The organism is Nocardioides mesophilus (genome assembly GCF_014395785.1).
Classification (GTDB): Bacteria; Actinomycetota; Actinomycetes; order Propionibacteriales; family Nocardioidaceae; genus Nocardioides_B; species Nocardioides_B mesophilus.
Genome location: NZ_CP060713.1, coordinates 1,978,479 through 1,994,663 on the forward strand (window position 1 = coordinate 1,978,479; position 16,185 = coordinate 1,994,663).

General features: G+C 72.3%; 17 protein-coding genes. 8 read left to right on the forward strand and 9 right to left on the reverse strand.

The annotated features are described in order from the left end of the window. Nucleotides 1-40 precede the first annotated feature (40 nt). Together H9L09_RS22015 and H9L09_RS22020 are read right to left on the reverse strand one after the other, a co-directional pair. A complete protein-coding gene (locus H9L09_RS22015) occupies nt 41-865 on the reverse strand; it encodes a molybdopterin-dependent oxidoreductase (RefSeq protein WP_246456388.1) in 825 nt (274 codons plus the stop codon). Further along, nucleotides 802-1,779 (reverse strand): hypothetical protein, encoded by a 978-nt coding sequence (locus H9L09_RS22020; RefSeq protein ID WP_246456390.1) that lies wholly within the window; start codon nt 1,777-1,779, stop codon nt 802-804. Before H9L09_RS22020 ends, H9L09_RS22015 begins: the two co-directional genes overlap by 64 nt. A 126-nt stretch (nt 1,780-1,905) precedes the next feature. Here H9L09_RS22020 and H9L09_RS09350 point away from each other — a divergent pair, with 126 nt between their 5' ends. The 4 genes from H9L09_RS09350 to H9L09_RS09365 all read left to right on the forward strand — a co-directional run bounded on the left by H9L09_RS09350 (nt 1,906) and on the right by H9L09_RS09365 (nt 6,646). Continuing rightward, nucleotides 1,906-3,213, forward strand: coding sequence for a M15 family metallopeptidase (locus H9L09_RS09350; RefSeq protein WP_187580326.1), 1,308 nt, complete (start codon nt 1,906-1,908; stop codon nt 3,211-3,213). Between the two features lie 12 nt (nt 3,214-3,225). Continuing rightward, nucleotides 3,226-5,112, forward strand: a complete 1,887-nt coding sequence (locus tag H9L09_RS09355) for an LTA synthase family protein (RefSeq protein ID WP_187580327.1) — start codon at nt 3,226-3,228, stop codon at nt 5,110-5,112. 10 nt (nt 5,113-5,122) lie between these two features. Continuing rightward, complete coding sequence (locus H9L09_RS09360; protein ID WP_187580328.1) at nt 5,123-6,088, forward strand: NADPH:quinone oxidoreductase family protein; 966 nt, start codon at nt 5,123-5,125, stop codon at nt 6,086-6,088. Nucleotides 6,089-6,202: 114 nt separating this feature from the next. Then, complete coding sequence (locus H9L09_RS09365; protein WP_187580329.1) at nt 6,203-6,646, forward strand: SRPBCC family protein; 444 nt, start codon at nt 6,203-6,205, stop codon at nt 6,644-6,646. A 30-nt stretch (nt 6,647-6,676) separates the two neighbouring features. On the opposite strand, the gene H9L09_RS09370 is transcribed toward H9L09_RS09365, so the two are convergent. The 3 genes from H9L09_RS09370 to H9L09_RS09380 all read right to left on the reverse strand — a co-directional run bounded on the left by H9L09_RS09370 (nt 6,677) and on the right by H9L09_RS09380 (nt 7,880). Next, nucleotides 6,677-6,943, reverse strand: a complete 267-nt coding sequence (locus H9L09_RS09370; protein WP_187580330.1) for a hypothetical protein — start codon at nt 6,941-6,943, stop codon at nt 6,677-6,679. A gap of 119 nt (nt 6,944-7,062) precedes the next feature. Next, nucleotides 7,063-7,332: a hypothetical protein gene (locus tag H9L09_RS09375; protein WP_223164278.1), complete on the reverse strand. Its 270-nt coding sequence runs from the start codon at nt 7,330-7,332 to the stop codon at nt 7,063-7,065. Nucleotides 7,333-7,463: 131 nt separating this feature from the next. Then, on the reverse strand, nt 7,464-7,880 hold the full coding sequence (locus tag H9L09_RS09380; protein WP_187580332.1) for an ester cyclase: 417 nt from the start codon (nt 7,878-7,880) through the stop codon (nt 7,464-7,466). Nucleotides 7,881-8,046: 166 nt separating this feature from the next. Here H9L09_RS09380 and H9L09_RS09385 point away from each other — a divergent pair, with 166 nt between their 5' ends. Beyond that, nucleotides 8,047-8,898 carry a DUF427 domain-containing protein gene (locus H9L09_RS09385; RefSeq protein WP_223164279.1) on the forward strand — a complete coding sequence of 284 codons (852 nt, stop codon included), beginning with the start codon at nt 8,047-8,049 and terminating at the stop codon, nt 8,896-8,898. Between the two features lie 43 nt (nt 8,899-8,941). On the opposite strand, the gene H9L09_RS09390 is transcribed toward H9L09_RS09385, so the two are convergent. Both H9L09_RS09390 and H9L09_RS09395 read right to left on the reverse strand, forming a co-directional pair. After that, nucleotides 8,942-10,696 (reverse strand): glycoside hydrolase family 13 protein, encoded by a 1,755-nt coding sequence (locus H9L09_RS09390; protein WP_187580334.1) that lies wholly within the window; start codon nt 10,694-10,696, stop codon nt 8,942-8,944. Continuing rightward, nucleotides 10,693-10,977, reverse strand: a complete 285-nt coding sequence (locus H9L09_RS09395; RefSeq protein WP_187580335.1) for a GNAT family N-acetyltransferase — start codon at nt 10,975-10,977, stop codon at nt 10,693-10,695. The genes H9L09_RS09390 and H9L09_RS09395 overlap by 4 nt, the downstream gene beginning before the upstream one ends. 69 nt (nt 10,978-11,046) lie before the next feature. Here H9L09_RS09395 and H9L09_RS09400 point away from each other — a divergent pair, with 69 nt between their 5' ends. Continuing rightward, a complete protein-coding gene (locus H9L09_RS09400) occupies nt 11,047-12,999 on the forward strand; it encodes a M13 family metallopeptidase (protein WP_223164335.1) in 1,953 nt (650 codons plus the stop codon). A 1-nt stretch (nt 13,000) separates the two neighbouring features. Here the strand turns inward: H9L09_RS09400 and H9L09_RS09405 are convergent, their stop codons facing one another. Together H9L09_RS09405 and H9L09_RS09410 are read right to left on the reverse strand one after the other, a co-directional pair. Further along, on the reverse strand, nt 13,001-13,399 hold the full coding sequence (locus tag H9L09_RS09405) for a pilus assembly protein CpaE (protein WP_187580336.1): 399 nt from the start codon (nt 13,397-13,399) through the stop codon (nt 13,001-13,003). A gap of 7 nt (nt 13,400-13,406) precedes the next feature. Continuing rightward, nucleotides 13,407-13,895, reverse strand: coding sequence for a glutathione peroxidase (locus tag H9L09_RS09410; RefSeq protein ID WP_187580337.1), 489 nt, complete (start codon nt 13,893-13,895; stop codon nt 13,407-13,409). Between the two features lie 43 nt (nt 13,896-13,938). Between H9L09_RS09410 and H9L09_RS09415 the strand changes: the two genes are divergently transcribed. Then, nucleotides 13,939-14,934 carry a haloalkane dehalogenase gene (locus H9L09_RS09415; RefSeq protein WP_187580338.1) on the forward strand — a complete coding sequence of 332 codons (996 nt, stop codon included), beginning with the start codon at nt 13,939-13,941 and terminating at the stop codon, nt 14,932-14,934. 1 nt (nt 14,935) lies between these two features. After that, complete coding sequence (locus H9L09_RS09420; RefSeq protein ID WP_187580339.1) at nt 14,936-16,180, forward strand: alpha/beta fold hydrolase; 1,245 nt, start codon at nt 14,936-14,938, stop codon at nt 16,178-16,180. Nucleotides 16,181-16,185 lie beyond the last annotated feature (5 nt).

Consider the following 16,185-nt stretch of genomic DNA (forward strand, 5'->3'; position numbering starts at 1 on the left):
GCGGACCGGATTGGTGACGGGCCGAAGAATTTGCGGGCTGTTACTGGACCGTGACGTTGACGCTGTGCCAGCCGGTCGAACCGTTGGGCGCGATCGGCGCCCGGTCGGCGGTCTGGGTGTAGCCGGTGGCGTCGGTGGCGCGCACCTCGAGCGTGTGGTTGCCGGGCTCGGCGTCCCACTGCCACACCCATTGCCGCCAGGTGTTCACGTTGTCCTCTGCGGCGAGCTCGGCCTCGTTCCAGGCGCCGCCGTCCACACGGACCTCCACGCCGGTGATCCCGCGGTCCTGGGACCAGGCCACCCCGGCGACCGGGGTACGACCGGCGCGGACCCGGGCGAACGAGCGGGGTACGTCGATCCGGCTCGAGGTCTTGATCGGCGCCTGCTCGGAGTAGCCGCGGGGCGTCCAGTAGGCGTCGAAGTCCGCGAACCGCGTGACCTCCAGGTCCACCAGCCACTTGGTGGCCGAGACGTATCCGTAGAGACCCGGCGTCACCATCCGGACCGGGAAGCCGTGCTCGAGGGGCAGCGGCTCGCCGTTCATCGCGATCGCCACCAGCGCCTCGACCGACGGGTCGGTGAGGACGTCGAGCGGCGTGCCGGCGGTGAAGTCGTCGACACTCGTGGACTTCACCGCGTCGGCGCCCGGCCGGACCCCGGCCTCCTCGAGCAGGTCGCGCATCGGGATGCCGATCCAGGTGGCGTTGCCGACGTACTCGCCGCCGACCGGGTTCGAGACGCAGGTCAACGTGATCCGCTGCTCGACCAGGCGCCGGTCCAGCAGGTCCTCGAAGCTCAGGTTCAGCTCCCGGTCGACCATGCCATGGATCCGCAGCGACCAGCCGTCGAGCGGTACGTCGGGCACGCGCAGGGCGGTGTCCACGCGGTAGAAGTCGCGGTTGCGGGTGATGTACGGCGTGATGCCGGCGACGTCGAGGGTGGCGCCCGGGGGATCGGCGGGGCGGGCACCGCGGGGGCCGGGATCATCAGGTCCGCGCGCGCCGCGGCTGCGGCGGAGCCACCCAGTGCCCGGGTGGCGATCCCCCCGGCCGCGGCGACCGCACCGACGGCGGCGGCCGCCCGCAGGAAGGCCCTGCGGTCGAAGGCCACCGGCAGCCGGTCGCCGTCGCGACGCTCCGGAAGATCGGCCGGCTGGCGCCGGGCACCCGCTGCGGTGCCGGGACGGCCCGGTGCCTCGGCCTGCCCGGCCGTCCTCCGGCTCGCGGCGTCGGTCTCGACGCCGGCCCCGGCGCTGGTCGCCTCTCGCACCTCGCGGGCCCGGAACGGCCGGAGCAGCAGCATCAGGGCCGCGAGCCCGGCCACGACGAGGACCAGCACCGGCAGCAGCCGCAGCGCCGGGCCGGCGGTGGCCGCGCGGTCGGTGAGGGCCGCCGCCCCGGCGACCGCGCTGAGGGCGAGGAAGATGCCGACCGCGAGCCGCGGACGACGTACCCCGACCACCCCCGCCACCACGGCCAGGAGGGCCACGGTGGCGATCACGCCGCCGATCAGCACCGGCTTGTCGGCGGTGCCGAAGGTCTCGATCGCCCACTCCTTCACCGGGCGCGGGGCGGCGTCGACGGCGCGGTTGCCGACCGCGAGCAGCGGCGAGCTGACGCCGTCGAGCAGCGCCGTCACGGCCTCGGAGGCGGCGACGGCCGCGGCACCGGACAGCAGACCGGCCACCGCTCCCGCCGCGAAGCCGGCTGTCCGGGAGCGGACCACGGGGTCGGCGCCGGAGGGATCGTCGGCGGGGGTGGGGCGACGGGTCGATGACATATGAGGGGTTCGGGACGATCCGGACACAGGATGGGTGGATCGGGTCGCCATCGGGAACGATGCCGGTCACACTGGGAGGCACTCGGGAGGGGATCGATGCGACCAAGGGTGCGGGGAAGCACGCGCGTGCGCGCGGCAGCGGCTGTGGTGGTGCTGCTGCCGGTCCTCGCCGCGTGCGCCGGGCAGTCCGCCCAGGGCCGCGACGAGCCGGTCGTCCGCCTCTCGATCGGAGCCGGCTCCTCGTCCGTGGCGCCGTCGGAATCCCCCGCCGCACCGCCGGCGTCCTCGGAGGCCGGCTCCGCGACGGCGGGTCCGACGGCACCCTCGTCGGGCTCGTCGAGCCCGGACCCGAGCTCGGACCCGGCCGCCCAGGCGGCGGCCGACGCCGCCGCCTACTCGATGCCGGACCCGGGGCCGCTTCACCAGCGGCCGCTGACCGCCGACGTGCTGGTCACCAGCGCCGAGCCGATCCCGGCCGCGACCGCCCGCAGGATCCGCGCGCTGCACGGTGTGGACGCGGCGATGCCCCTCTCGGTCGCCTCGCTCTCCTCCAACGGACGCACCCTCACCATCGCCGCCGTCGACCCCGGGCAGTTCCGCCGCTTCACCCCCGAGCAGTCCGCACGCGCCGACGAGGTCTGGTCCCGGGTCGCCGGCGGCGAGGTGGCGGTCGACCCCTCGATCGGCAAGAAGCTCGAGGAGCCGGCCGGCTTCCTCCAGCTCGGCACCCAGCAGGACGCGCCGGAGGTCCACATCGGCGCCTACGCCCCGCTGGTGCGGCGGATCTCCGCGGTGGTCGCCGAGCCGCGCGCCGAGCAGTTCGGGATGGTGCCCCACAACGCGCTGCTGGTCTCCACCGGCAGGTTCACCCCCTCGGCCGTGACGCCCCGGATCCAGAAGGTCCTCGGCTCGACGGCGACCCTGCAGGTCCTCGCGCTCGAGTTCGACGTCGACGTCCCGCAGACCGCCGTGCTGACAGGCACCAGCGCCGCCGAGGCCGTCGGCTCCTTCAGCTACACCCCGCTGGCCGACGGCCGCGTGGTCCCCGACCCCGGCTGGGTGGCGGCGAACATCCGCACCGAGTCGGTGCCGCTGATCGGCAGCGTCACCTGTCACCGCGTGATGATCCCGCAGCTGCGCGCCGCGCTCGAGGAGGTGGTGCAGCGGGGGCTCGCCGCGCAGATCCACCCCGACGAGTACGCCGGCTGCTACTACCCGCGCTTCATCGGCTACGACCCGGCCAAGGGGCTCTCGCTGCACTCGTGGGGCATCGCGGTCGACCTCAACACGCCCGGCAACCAGCGCGGCACGGCCGGTGAGATGAACCGGCAGGTGGTGGCGATCTTCAAGAAGTGGGGCTTCGCCTGGGGCGGCGACTGGAACTACACCGACCCCATGCACTTCGAGCTCGCCACGATCGTCCGCACCGGCTGAGCGGGGATCACCATGGCCGGCTGGCGGGAGCCGATCTCGCGGCACTGGCCCGGGCTGCGGTGGACGCTGCTGCTCGCGGTCGCCTGCAACGCCGCGCTCGAGGTGGCGGGCATCCTGGGCGGCGGCACACGCCCCTGGGACTACAAGACGCCGGCGTTCCCGCTGCTGTTCCTGCTCTGCTCGCTGGTGATCTGGGTGGTCGTCGGCCTGGTCCACGCCGTGCTCGGACGTCCCCGCGCCACCGCCCTGGTGATGCTGACGCTCACGGCTCTCGTCGCTGTCGTGGACCACGAGAAGGTCCGGCTGCGCAAGGAGCCGTTGCTGCCCAGCGACTGGGAGTTCGCCACGGAGCCGGGATTCCTGGTCTCCATGGTCGGGACCCGCTTCGTGGTCGCCCTGGCGGCCGGCGCCGCGGCGGTGGTCGCGGCGGCGCTGCTGCTCCGGCTCCGGCGGCGGTCGCCGTACCCGAGCCCGGCCGGCCAGCGACCGGCGGCGCGCGTGCTCACCGGCGCGGTGTGCCTGCTGGTGCTGGTCCACCTCGGCACCTTCAACGCCCCCGGCAACGCGGCCCGGTGGGCCTTCGAGGGGCTCGGCGCGTCCTGGATGCCCTGGAGCCAGGAGCGCAACTACCTCGGCAACGGCTTCGTCGCCGGCTTCCTCTACAACCTCGACATCCCCGCCCAGCCCGCGCCGCCGGGCTACGGCGCCGCGGAGATGAGCCGGATCGGCGAGCGGTACGCCGCCCTCGCGGAGCGGGTCAACCGGCACCGTGACTCCGACGTGCTGACCCGGGCCAACGTGCTGCTGGTGCTCAGCGAGTCCCTCAGCGACCCGCTCGCGCTCCACGGGGTGAGGCTGGCCGAGGACCCGATCCCGTTCGTGCGCGGCCTGGTCGCAGGCCGGCACGGTGGCTCGGGCGGCCAGATGCTCGCGCAGAGCATCGGCGGCGGTACCGCCAACATGGAGTTCGAGGCATTGACCGGGATGTCGATGGCCGGCTTCCCACCGCAGCTGCGGGTGCCGTACCAGATGCTCGTGCCGCAGTACCGCCACTTCCCCTCGGTGGTGCCGTGGATGCGGCGTTCCGGGCACGAGGCGGTGGCGCTGCACCCGTTCACCACCGAGATGTACCGCCGCCGCGAGGTCTATGACGCCATGGGCTTCGACGCCTTCGTCCACGACTCGACCATGCGCGACCCGCGGCGGATCGGCCACCACGCCTACATCTCCGACGCCTCCACCTTCGCGGAGGTGCAGCGTCGGCTGGAGGGCAGTGCCGCGCCGCTGTTCATGAACGTGGTCACGATGCAGAACCACCTGCCCTACCGGGGCCGCTACCCCGACCCGGTCGAGGCCACCGGCCCCGACGGTGAAGCGATGCCCGAGACCGGTCAGTACACCCGCGGCCTGGAGCACACCGACGCCGCGCTGCGGGCGGTCCTGGGACGGCTGCGCCACCTCGACGAGCCGACGGTCGTGGTGCTCTACGGCGACCACCTTCCCGGCACCTATCCCGACGACGTGGTCCGGGCCAACGACGAGACCACGCTGCACCGGACGCCGTACGTCGTCTGGGCGAACGTGCCGGGCCGGCGCGAGACCCCGGACCTGGTCAGCCCCACGCACTTCGTCGACCTGGCGCTGGAGCGGCTCGACGCGGCGGTGCCGCCGTACTACGCGCTGCTGGAGCGGCTCCGGGACGAGGTGCCGGCGATGGACACCGGGATGCGCTACGACGCGGGAGGTCACCGGGTGCGCCCCGGCCGGCTGTCGCCCCGGGCGGCCCGGGTGCTGCGCGACTACCGGCTGGTGCAGTACGACCTCTCGGTGGGCAAGCGCTACAGCGAGAAGACGATGTTCACGCTGCCCGTCGGCGGGGCGGCGGCGCGGGGCGACTAGGGTCGCGCCCATGCGTGCGATCCAGGTGGTGCGGCTCGAAGGTCCGTCCGGTGTCGAGGTCGTCGAGGTGCCGGACGCCTCGGCCGGTGACAACGAGGTCCTGGTCGAGGTCAGGGCGGTCGGCGCGAGCTTCCCCGACCTGCTGCTCTCGCAGGGGCTCTACCAGCTCAAGCCGGAGCCGCCGTTCACGCTCGGCGTCGACTTCGCCGGCGTGGTCCGGGCCGCGCCCGAGGGATCCGGCTTCGTCGAGGGTGACCGGGTCGCCTGCGTGCTGCCGTACGGCGGCGGCGCGGAGCTGGTCCCGCTCGGCGCCGACAGCGTCTTCCCGCTGCCCGACGGCGTCTCGTTCGAGGCCGCCGCCGCGCTGCCGATGAACTACCTCACCGCCCAGTTCGCCCTCGCCACCCGGGCCGGTCTCCGCAGCGGCGAGACCGTCCTGGTGCACGGCGCGGCGGGCGGCGTGGGCACCGCCAGCCTGCAGGTGGCCAAGGGGTACGGCGCCCGCACCATCGCCGTGGTCTCGACCGAGGAGAAGGCCGAGGTGGCCCGCCGGGCCGGTGCGGACGAGGTGGTGCTCGTCGACGGCTTCCTCGCCGCGGTCAAGGAGCTGACCGGCGGCGTCGGTGTCGACGTGGTGGTCGACGTGGTCGGCGGCGACCTGATGACCGACTCGCTGCGCGCGCTGGCGCCGCTCGGTCGGCTCCTCGTGGTCGGTTTCACCGCCGGGTCGATCCCCGAGGTGCGCGTGAACCGGCTGCTGCTCAACAACATCGACGTCCGGGGCGTCGGTTGGGGGGCCTACGCGATGGTCCGTCCCGGCTTCATGCGCGACCAGTGGCGGGAGCTGCTGCCGATGCTGGAGAGCGGCGTGGTGGACCCGCCGATCGGCGCGACGTACGGCATCGACGAGATGCCGCGCGCGCTGACCGACCTCGCCGAGCGTCGTACCCTCGGCAAGGCCGTCTGCACGTTCTGACGGTCGACGCGCTCGTGCGGCCCTGACGGTGACGCGGCCCCGGTGAGGACCATCTGCTCTAGCGTGTGCCGTTCCTGCCTGCCTAGCGTCGGGGCAGGAAGGGGTGATAGACAAATGATCACGTTGACACGAAGCATCACGGTCGACGCCCCTGTCGACACGGTGTTCGACTTCGCGTTGGACATCCGCCGACTGTGGGTGGCGAAGGACGTCGCACTTGCCGATGTCGACATCAAGCCTGAAGGCGTCGGTACTTCCGCCCGTATCTTCTCGCACCTGCTCGGATTCCACTTGGAGGCCGGTGTCGAGTACACCGAGGTCGTCCCCGGTCAACGCATCGTCGCGAAGGTCCACTGGTTCGCGGAGAAGCCGACCTGGACGTTCACGTTCGAACCCGCGGACGGCGGCACCAAGGTGACTGCCGAAGGCGAGTGGAACTTCAAGATCCCGGTCGTGTCCAGGCCCATCGAGGCAATGACGGTGAAGGAGCACGAGCCCTTCGTCGAGGAGATGCTCGCCAACCTCAAGAAGCAGGTGGAGTCCCAGGCCGCAGCCTGAGGAGACCTGGCGTCCGCGCGTCGGGTCGGCTCAGTCGTGAGGTCCGATGACCCAGGGGTCCACGCATGCCTGACCCTCCGCGGCGGTCCGGCGGGCGACCACCGGTCCGTCGGGCGACCCGGCATGGGCCACCAGCGCGCGCTCTGCGCACCGGTCCACGGCCCCCGCGCCGAACCCGCTGGACCCGGCTCCGATGCTGCCCAGGGAGCTGTTGCCGTTGCCATTGCCGCCGGCGTCGGTGACGAAGACCTCGCCGTCGGTCCGGTTCTCGACGATCAGCCAGTCTTCGGTGCCCATGTCCTCCTCACACCCGACGAGCGCGACCGCCAGGAGAAGACCGATGAGCGTGCGGCGCCCGTCCCTCCGGCTCGCCCCTCGAGCACCCATCACGCCTCCCCCTCGACTTCGGCTGCGGTTCACTGCGCGGACGGCACGACCCAGTCAGGCGGTGGATCGACCTCGAAACGGACTGCATCGATCTCGGCCCTGCCGTCCAGCCAAGCGCGGGCGATGCGGTGCCCTCCGTCCATCAGCCGGCCGTCGGAGGCGAAGATGACCGGATAGCCGAGATCGGCGTCGCGGATCCGCCGGGAGTGCTCGGCCACCTCTCGACACGTGGGGGCCTTGCCCCCGAACCAGCAGTCTTCGTCGAGCTCCACGATGTCGTCGAGTGCCACCTGGTGCACCGGGAGACCCTCCGCCGCCGTCCAGAGGTGCTCGGTCCACCAGAATCCGCGGCCACCCGGCACGGGACGTGAATGCTTCTGAGGCATGCCTCATGGTGGCACGGAGCCCCGGCTCGAGCGTGGCTTCGAGGCTAGGCCCACCCGAGCTGCTGCATCGTCGCGCCGTCGTTCCAGATCTTCGTCAGGTGCCGGACCCTGTCACCGTCGAAGTCGATGTCGTAGACGTAGTCGGCGGCTGCGCTCTTGCCCGTCGGGGGAACCGGACCGCCCTCTCCCGTGTGGGTCCCGTGGAACACGCCGTAGACCAGCACCTTCTGCCGCGCCTCGTCCACGGCGAAGGTGCGCACCTCGGCGCGGCCGTCGGGCAGCGGCGTGAGAAGGCCCTTCATCCACTCGGTGTACCCCTCCAGGCTGTCGACGCCCTGCAAGGCGGCAGCCTGCGCCGCGAACGTCGCGCCGGGATGGCAGTACTGCTGGCATTCCGCCCAACCCTGACCTGTCTCGCAGGCCTGGAAGAATCGTTCGGCAGTCTCCACGATCGAAGCCATGGACCACTCCTTCGCTGGTCTCGTCAGCGACCCCCATCAGCTCGACGATGCTCGCCGGCCCGGGCACTGTCAAGAGTCAGGAAAGGCCCCGGGGCGGTCGTCAGCGGGTCGCCAGCGGGTCGCCATCTGATCCTCGACGGGTGTGTAATCGAGGATGGCTCTGCGCATGAAGTGGCACCACGGTCAGGCGGTCCCGCAGCTGGGCTTCGAGCCGGTCCCGATGCGGCTGCGCGCCTTCGTGGACGGCGAGCCCGCCCTCGACTCCCAGCACGGAGTACTGGTCTGGGAGCCGCGGCGGATCGTCCCGTCGTACGCCGTGCCGGAGGACGACCTGAGGATGGGGGTCGAGCCCACCGACCCGCCGCCCGGGCCACCCGACGTCGCCTCGTTGCCGCCGATTCTGGGTCCCGACAGCTTCGAGCCGCACACCACCCCGGGAACAGTCGTCGACCTCGTCGCCACCAGCCGGCGCGTCGCGCGGGCGGGGTTCCGGCCGGACGATCGCGACCTGACCGGGCTGGTCGTGCTCGACTTCCTCGCCTTCGACCGCTGGCTGGCGGAGGACGAGGAGCTGGTCGGCCATGCGCACGACCCGTTCAAGCGGATCGACGTGCTCACCTGTCATCGACATGTCGAGGTCCACCTCGGCGACACCCTGCTGGCCGCCACCGACAACGCGCAGCTGCTGCTGGAGACCCACCTGCCGGTCCGCTACTACGTCCCTCCCGACGACGTGGAGTCTTCGTCGCTCGTGGCCAGTGACGCCCGCAGCACCTGCGCCTACAAGGGCCACGCGACGTACTTCTCGACCGCGGACGGCCGGCCCGAGGGCCGCGACATCGGCTGGACCTACCGGCGCCCGCTCGACGACGCGCTCCGGGTCCGTGACCACCTCGCGTTCTGGAACGAGCGGACCGACATCCGCGTCGACGGCGAGTTGCAGCCCCGGCCGGTGACGCCGTGGTCGACGCGTGCCGAGCAGGCGTCGGCGGCAGCCGAGCGGCTGGAGTTCGGCTGAGCCCGACGACCGCACGCGCCGGTCCCGCTGATGCGCCGCCGGGTCAGCCCGGCAGGCCGCCCAGTCGAAGCACCCGCGCCTCCCAGGGCCGCAGCGTCGCGACCTCACCGGCGCCGGCGTAGTTGCCGAGCACGAGCGTCGCCTCCTCCCAGCCCTTGACCTTCTCGAGGTCGGGGTGCTCGAGCGGCAGGTCCTGGCCGGAGAAGTTCGCCACCACCAGCAGCACGACGTCCTCGAGCGAGCGGGTGAAGGCGTAGAGGGACGGGTCCTGCGGGGCGAGCATCGCGAACTCGCCGTGCACGACGGTCGGCTCCTCGTGCCGCAGCCGGATCAGCTTCCGGTAGTGGCTGAACACCGACGCCGGGTCGTCCACCTGGGCGGCGGCGTTGACCTCGGTGAAGTCGGGGTTGGCCTCGATCCACGGCGTGCCGCGGGTGAAGCCGGCGTGCGGGGAGTCGTCCCACTGCATCGGGGTCCGGGCGTTGTCGCGGCCCATCTCCCGGATGCCGGCGAGGACCACCTCCGGGTCGGCGCCGTCGGCGACGGCGTGGGAGAAGAAGTTCAGCGACTCCACGTCGCGCAGCTGCGCGGTCGAGGTGAAGCCGACGTTGGCCATCCCGAGCTCCTCGCCCTGGTAGACGTAGGGCGTGCCGTGGTGCAGGTGCAGCACCGTCCCGAGCAGCTTGGCCGACTCGACCCGGAACTCCCCGTCGTCGCCGTAGCGCGAGACCGCCCGCGGCTGGTCGTGGTTGTTCCAGTACAGGCTGTTCCAGCCGCGCTCGGCCAGCGCCTCCTGCCACCGGCCCAGGGTCTCCTTGAGCGCGACGAGGTCCAGCGGCTGCACGTCGAACTTGTGCACCCCGTGGTCGAGGTTCACGTGCTCGAACTGGAACACCATGTCCACCTCGCCGCGCTCCGGGTCGGTGTAGAGCAGCGCGTGCTCGGTGGTCACGCCGGGGGTCTCCGCGACCCGGAGGTACGTCGACCCGCGCGGTGCGAAGACCTCCTCGTGCATCTCGTGCAGGAACTCGTGCACCCGCGGCCCGTCGGTGTAGAACGGCGCGCCGTCGCCGTAGCGGTGGCCGGGTCGGACCTCGCCGTCCGGCAGCGTCCCGGAGGTGAGGTCCTTGGAGATCAGGTTGATCACGTCCATGCGGAAGCCGTCGACGCCGCGGTCCAGCCACCAGGACATCAGGTCGTAGACGGCCCGGCGTACCTCCGGGTTCTCCCAGTTCAGGTCCGGCTGCTTGCGGGTGAACAGGTGCAGGTAGTACTCACCGGTGGCCTCGTCGAGCTCCCAGGCCGGTCCGGAGAAGAACGACTCCCAGTTGGTCGGCTCGGCGCCGGGGGTGCCCGCGTCGTGGCCCTCGCGCGCCGGGCGCCACCAGTACCAGTCGCGCTTCGGGTTGTCCCGGGAGGAGCGGGACTCGGCGAACCACGCGTGCTCGTCGGAGGTGTGGTTGACGACCAGGTCCATCACCAGCCGCATCCCGCGCTCGTGCGCCCCGGCGAGCAGCCGGTCGAAGTCGTCGAGGCTGCCGAAGGTCGGGTCGATCCCGCGGTAGTCGCTGATGTCGTAGCCGTTGTCGTCCTGCGGGGACGGGTAGACCGGCGACAGCCAGATCACGTCGACGCCCAGCGCCGCCAGGTGGTCGAGCCGCTCGGTGATCCCGTTGAGGTCGCCGATGCCGTCCCCGTCGGAGTCGGCGAAGCTGCGGGGGTAGATCTGGTAGACCACCGCGCTGCGCCACCACTCCGACCCGGTGCCGTCGCCGGGGTGGCCGCTCCGGGCGCTCATCCGAGCTCCACCTTGTCGGCGTACTCAGGGTGCTTCTCGACGTAGGAGACCAGGAACGGGCAGGTCACCCGGGTCGGCAGGCCGGCGCCGGTCACGGAGTCGAGCACCGAGCGGGCCAGCAGGCTGCCGATCCCCTGGCCCTCGACGGCGTCGTCGACCTCGGTGTGGAACAGCACCCGGGTGCCGCGGTGGTCGACGTACTCCACGTAGCCGGCCACGGTGTCGCCGTCCACCGCCTCGTAGCGGTGCTGGTCAGGGTTCTCTCGCACGGAGAAGCTCATGGCCCGATGATGTCAGGTGCCTGTGACCTTGCCCGGGGGGTGCACGGGGTTAGGGTGGCGGGCGTGACGATGCTTGACGATGCCCGCGCCGGCATGGACCCCGACATCCGCCCCCAGGACGACCTCTTCGGCCACGTGAACGGCCGGTGGCTGGCCACCACCGAGATCCCCTCGGACCGCTCCGCCTGGGGCTCCTTCGTGGTGCTCGCCGACGAGGCGGAGTCCCGGGTCAAGGCGATCATCGAGGACCTCGCCGAGAGCAGCCCGCACGAGCCCGGCTCCAACGCCCAGAAGATCGGCGACCTCTACGCCAGCTTCATGGACGAGGACCGTGTCGAGGCCCTCGGCGTGGAGCCGATCCGCGGCGACCTCGACGAGCTCGCGGGCCTCACCACCCACGAGCAGCTCGCCGGCTTCGTCGGCCGGCTCGAGCGGCAGGGCGGTGGCGGCTTCTTCGGCGCCTACGTGGACACCGACGACCGCAACTCCGACCGCTACCTCGTCAACGTGCTGCAGGGCGGCCTCGGGCTGCCCGACGAGTCCTACTACCGCGAGGACAAGTTCGCCGAGATCCGCGCGGCCTACCTCGCCCACCTCGAGCGGATGTTCGGCCTCGCCGACGTCCCCGAGGCGGCCGCCGCCGCGCAGCGGGTGCTCGACCTCGAGACCCGGCTGGCCCAGGGGCACTGGGAGCGTGCCGCCACTCGCGACGTGCTCAAGACCTACAACCTGCGGACGTTCGCGGAGCTCAAGGCAGCCTCGCCGGCGTTCGCCTGGGACGCCTGGGCGACCGGTCTCGGCGCCGACGACCGGACCCTGGCCGAGGTGGTCGTCCGGGAGCCGAGCTACCTCGAGCACCTCTCCGGGGTGATCGAGCAGTCCGACCTCGAGGACTGGAAGGCCTGGACGGCGATCCGGGTCATCCGCGCCGCCTCGGCGTACCTCTCCTCCGCGTTCGTCGAGGAGACCTTCGACTTCTACGGCAAGACCCTCAACGGCACCCCCGAGCTGCGGGTCCGGTGGAAGCGCGGCGTCGCGTTCGTCGAGGGCGCGGTCGGCGAGGCCGTGGGCGAGGAGTACGTCGCCCGGCACTTCCCGCCGCGCGCCAAGGAGATGATGGACGACCTGGTCGCGAACCTGATCGAGGCCTACCGCCGCAACATCGCCGCGCTCGACTGGATGGGCGAGGAGACCAAGCAGCGGGCCTACCGCAAGCTCGAGACCTTCCGCCCCAAGATCGGCTACCCGGAGAAGTTCCGCGACTACTCCGCCCTCGAGGTCCGCCACGACGACCTGATCGGCAACGCCCGACGGGCCGCTGCGTTCGAGTCCGACCGCCAGCTGCGCAAGATCGGCTCGCCGGTCGACCGCGACGAGTGGTTCATGCTGCCGCAGACCGTCAACGCCTACTACAACCCCGGCACCAACGAGATCTGCTTCCCCGCGGGCATCCTGCAGAAGCCGTTCTTCGACGTCGACGCCGAGCCGGCCGAGAACTACGGCGGCATCGGCGCCGTGATCGGGCACGAGGTCGGCCACGGCTTCGACGACCAGGGCTCGCAGTACGACGAGCTCGGCAACCTCAACGAGTGGTGGACCGCCGAGGACCGCGAGGCGTTCGCCGCCCGCAGCCAGAAGCTGATCGAGCAGTACGACGGCTACGAGCCGCGCGAGCTGCCCGGTGAGAAGGTCAACGGCTCCCTCACCGTCGGCGAGAACATCGGCGACCTGGGCGGCATCACGATCGCGCTCAAGGCCTACGAGATCAGCCTCGACGGCCAGGAGTCGCCGGTCGTGGAGGGACTCACCGGCGCCCAGCGGGTGCTGATGAGCTTCGCGCACGTGTGGCGCACCAAGCGTCGCAAGGAGCAGATGCTCCAGCTGATCACCACCGACCCGCACTCGCCGGCGGAGTTCCGCGCGAACATCGTGCGCAACCTCGACGAGTTCCACGAGGCGTTCGGCACCGGCCCGGGCGACGGGCTGTGGCTCGACCCGGAGGACCGCGTCCGGATCTGGTAGGTCAGACGAGGACGGCGAGCAGAGCGAGCGCGTAGGCGCACTCTGCGTCGCCGGCCACGTGCCGCGACACCAGGCCGTGCGGCTCCCGGACCTCCACGGCGTAGCCGGCCTCGGTCGAGGTCAGCGTGCGGAAGGCGGGGCCGAGCAGCGCCCGGAGCTGGGACTCGTGCGGCAACCACACCACCTCGGAGAGCTCGATGCTGTCGAGGGCCCACTCGGTGGTGCCGTTGAAGCGGACGATGTCGCTGCCGTTGATCTGCACCGCGTCGATGGTCATGTGGCTGACCACGAACACCTCGCCGTCGAGGTCGCGCTCCGGGATCGCGAACCGGTCACCTGGCTCGGGGAGCCAGGTGAGGCCGGTGTCGCGCAGCCGTTGCGCGAGCTCGACGGTGATCACGCGAGGCTCAGGCGGTCGCCGCGCGCACCGCTTCGACGATGCGGGGGTCGTCCGGGACGACGCCGGGGGAGAACCGGGCGAGGACGTTGCCGTCCCCGTCGACGAGGAACTTCTCGAAGTTCCACTGGACGTCGCCGGTGCGGCCCTCCTCGTCGGGGGCGGTGGTCAGCACGTCGTACAACGGGTGCCGGGCGTCGCCGTTCACCTCGACCTTCTCGGTGAGCGGGAAGGTGACGCCGTAGGTCGCGGAGCAGAACTCCGCGATCTCCTCGGCGCTGCCCGGCTCCTGGCCGCGGAACTGGTTGCAGGGGAGCCCGACGACGGTGAAGCCGCTGCCGGCGTACTCCTCGTGCAGCGTCTCGAGGGCGGCGTACTGCGGGGTCAGTCCGCACTTGGAGGCGACGTTGACGAGCAGTGCCGGCGTGCCGCCGGTGATCTCGCCGAGGGTGGAGGGGCTGCCGTCGAGGCGCGCGATCGGGGTGCTGAGCAGGTCCATGTGCTCGAGCCTACCCAGGCACCGGGTGGCAGACTCCGCAGGCATGGACGCCTTGCGCACCCCTGACGACCGGTTCGCCGACCTCCCCGGCTTCGCCCACGAGCCCCGCTACGCCGAGGTCCCGGACGGCGACGGTGGGCAGCTGCGGATGGCGTACGTCGACGCCGCTCCCGCGGGCGGGGCGACGGATGCGCCGGTGGCGCTGCTGCTGCACGGCGAGCCGAGCTGGTCGTTCCTCTACCGCGACGTGATCGACGTGCTGGTCGCGGCCGGGATCCGCTGCGTGGCCCCCGACCTGGTCGGCTTCGGCCGCTCCGACAAGCCGACGCGTCCCGAGGACCACAGCTACGCCCGGCACGTCGAGTGGGTGCGTGCGCTGGCCTTCGACGTGCTCGACCTGCGCGAGGTGACGCTCGTCGGGCAGGACTGGGGCGGTCTGGTCGGGCTCCGGCTGGTGGCCGAGCACCCGGACCGGTTCGCGCGCGTGGTCGCCGCCAACACCGGGCTGCCCACCGGCGACCACGGGATGCCCGAGGTGTGGTGGCGGTTCCGCCACGCGGTCGAGCGGGCCGAGCACCTCGACGTCAGCCGGCTGGTCGCCTCGGGCTGCGTCACCCCGCTCGCGCCGGAGGTGCTGGCGGCGTACGACGCGCCGTTCCCCGACGAGTCGTTCAAGGCGGGGCCGCGGGCGATGCCGGGGCTGGTGCCGACCGCCCCCGACGACCCGGCGACGGAGGCCAACCGGGCCGCCTGGGAGCAGCTCTCCGGGTGGGAGAAGCCGTTCCTGTGCGCGTTCAGCGACAGCGACCCGATCACCGCCGCGATGGCGCCGATCCTGCGCACAGTGGTGCCGGGGGCGGCCGGGCTCGAGCACCCGGTCATCGAGGGCGCCGGCCACTTCCTGCAGGAGGACGCCGGCCGGCGTCTCGGCGAGGTGGTCGCCGGGTTCATGACCGGGTCCGACACCGGGTCGGCGACCGGGCCCGACATGGGACGGGGGACCGGGCCCACCGCCACGACCGCGGCCGAGGAGGGCTGACATGGAGTCCACGACGTTGCAGGTCCCCGGGCTGGTCCTGGTCGAGCACGAGCTCTCGGTGCCGCTGGACCACTCCCGCCCCGACGGCGAGCAGATCACCCTGTTCGCCCGCGAGGTCGCCGACCCCGAGGGTCGGGACCGGCCGTTCCTGGTGTTCCTGCAGGGCGGCCCCGGCAGCGAGGCGCCGCGGCCGACCCGGCTGCCGAGCAGCCCGGCGTGGCTGGACCGGGCGCTCGCGGACTACCGGGTGCTGATGGTCGACCAGCGGGGCACCGGACGCTCCACGCCGGTCGGCACGCTGCCGGGGCTGACCCCGCAGCAGCAGGCCGACCGGCTGGTGCACTTCCGCGCCGACGCGATCGTGGCCGACTGCGAGCTGCTGCGCGAGGCGCTCGGGGTGGACCGGTGGAGCGTGCTCGGCCAGTCCTTCGGCGGCTTCTGCACGCTGCGCTACCTCTCGGCCGCTCCCGGCGCGCTGCGCGAGGCCTTCTTCACCGGCGGGGTCCCGCCGGTCGGGCGGCCGGTCGACGAGGTGTACGCCGCGACGTACTCCACGATGCGGGAGCGCAACCGCCGCTACCACCGGACCTACCCGGGCGACCGGGCCCGGCTGCAGACCGTCCTGGACGCCTGCGAGGCCGGCGACGTCGTGCTGCCCGGGGGCGACCGGGTCACCGCGCGCCGGTTCCGCGGGGTCGGCAACGTGCTCGGGATGAGCGACGGCGCCGCCCGGCTGCACTACCTGCTCGAGCTGGACCCCGCGGCGCCCGGCTTCGGGCACGACCTCGCCGCGCTGCTGCCCTTCACCGACCGGAACCCGCTCTACGTCGTGGTACACGAGGCCTGCTACGCCGACGGCGGGGTGACCGGCTGGTCGGCGCAGCGGACGATGCCCGAGGACTTCCGCGCGGACCCGACCCTGCTGACCGGCGAGCACGTCTTCCCCTGGGTCCTGGAGGACGACAGCCGGCTGGCCCCGCTGGCGGAGGCGGCCGGGATCCTCGCCGAGCACGAGTGGCCGCGGCTGTACGACGCGGAGGTGCTCGCCGCGGTCGACGTCCCCTGCGCGGCGGCGATCTACGCCGAGGACGCCTACGTGGACCGGGTCTTCTCCGAGGAGACCGCCCGGCTGGTGCCGACGATGCGCACCTGGGTCACCAACGAGCTCGAGCACAACGGACTGCGCGCGGACGGTGAGCGGGTCCTGGACCGGCTGATCGGGATGGCCCGGGGTCGGCTGGCCTGAGCCCG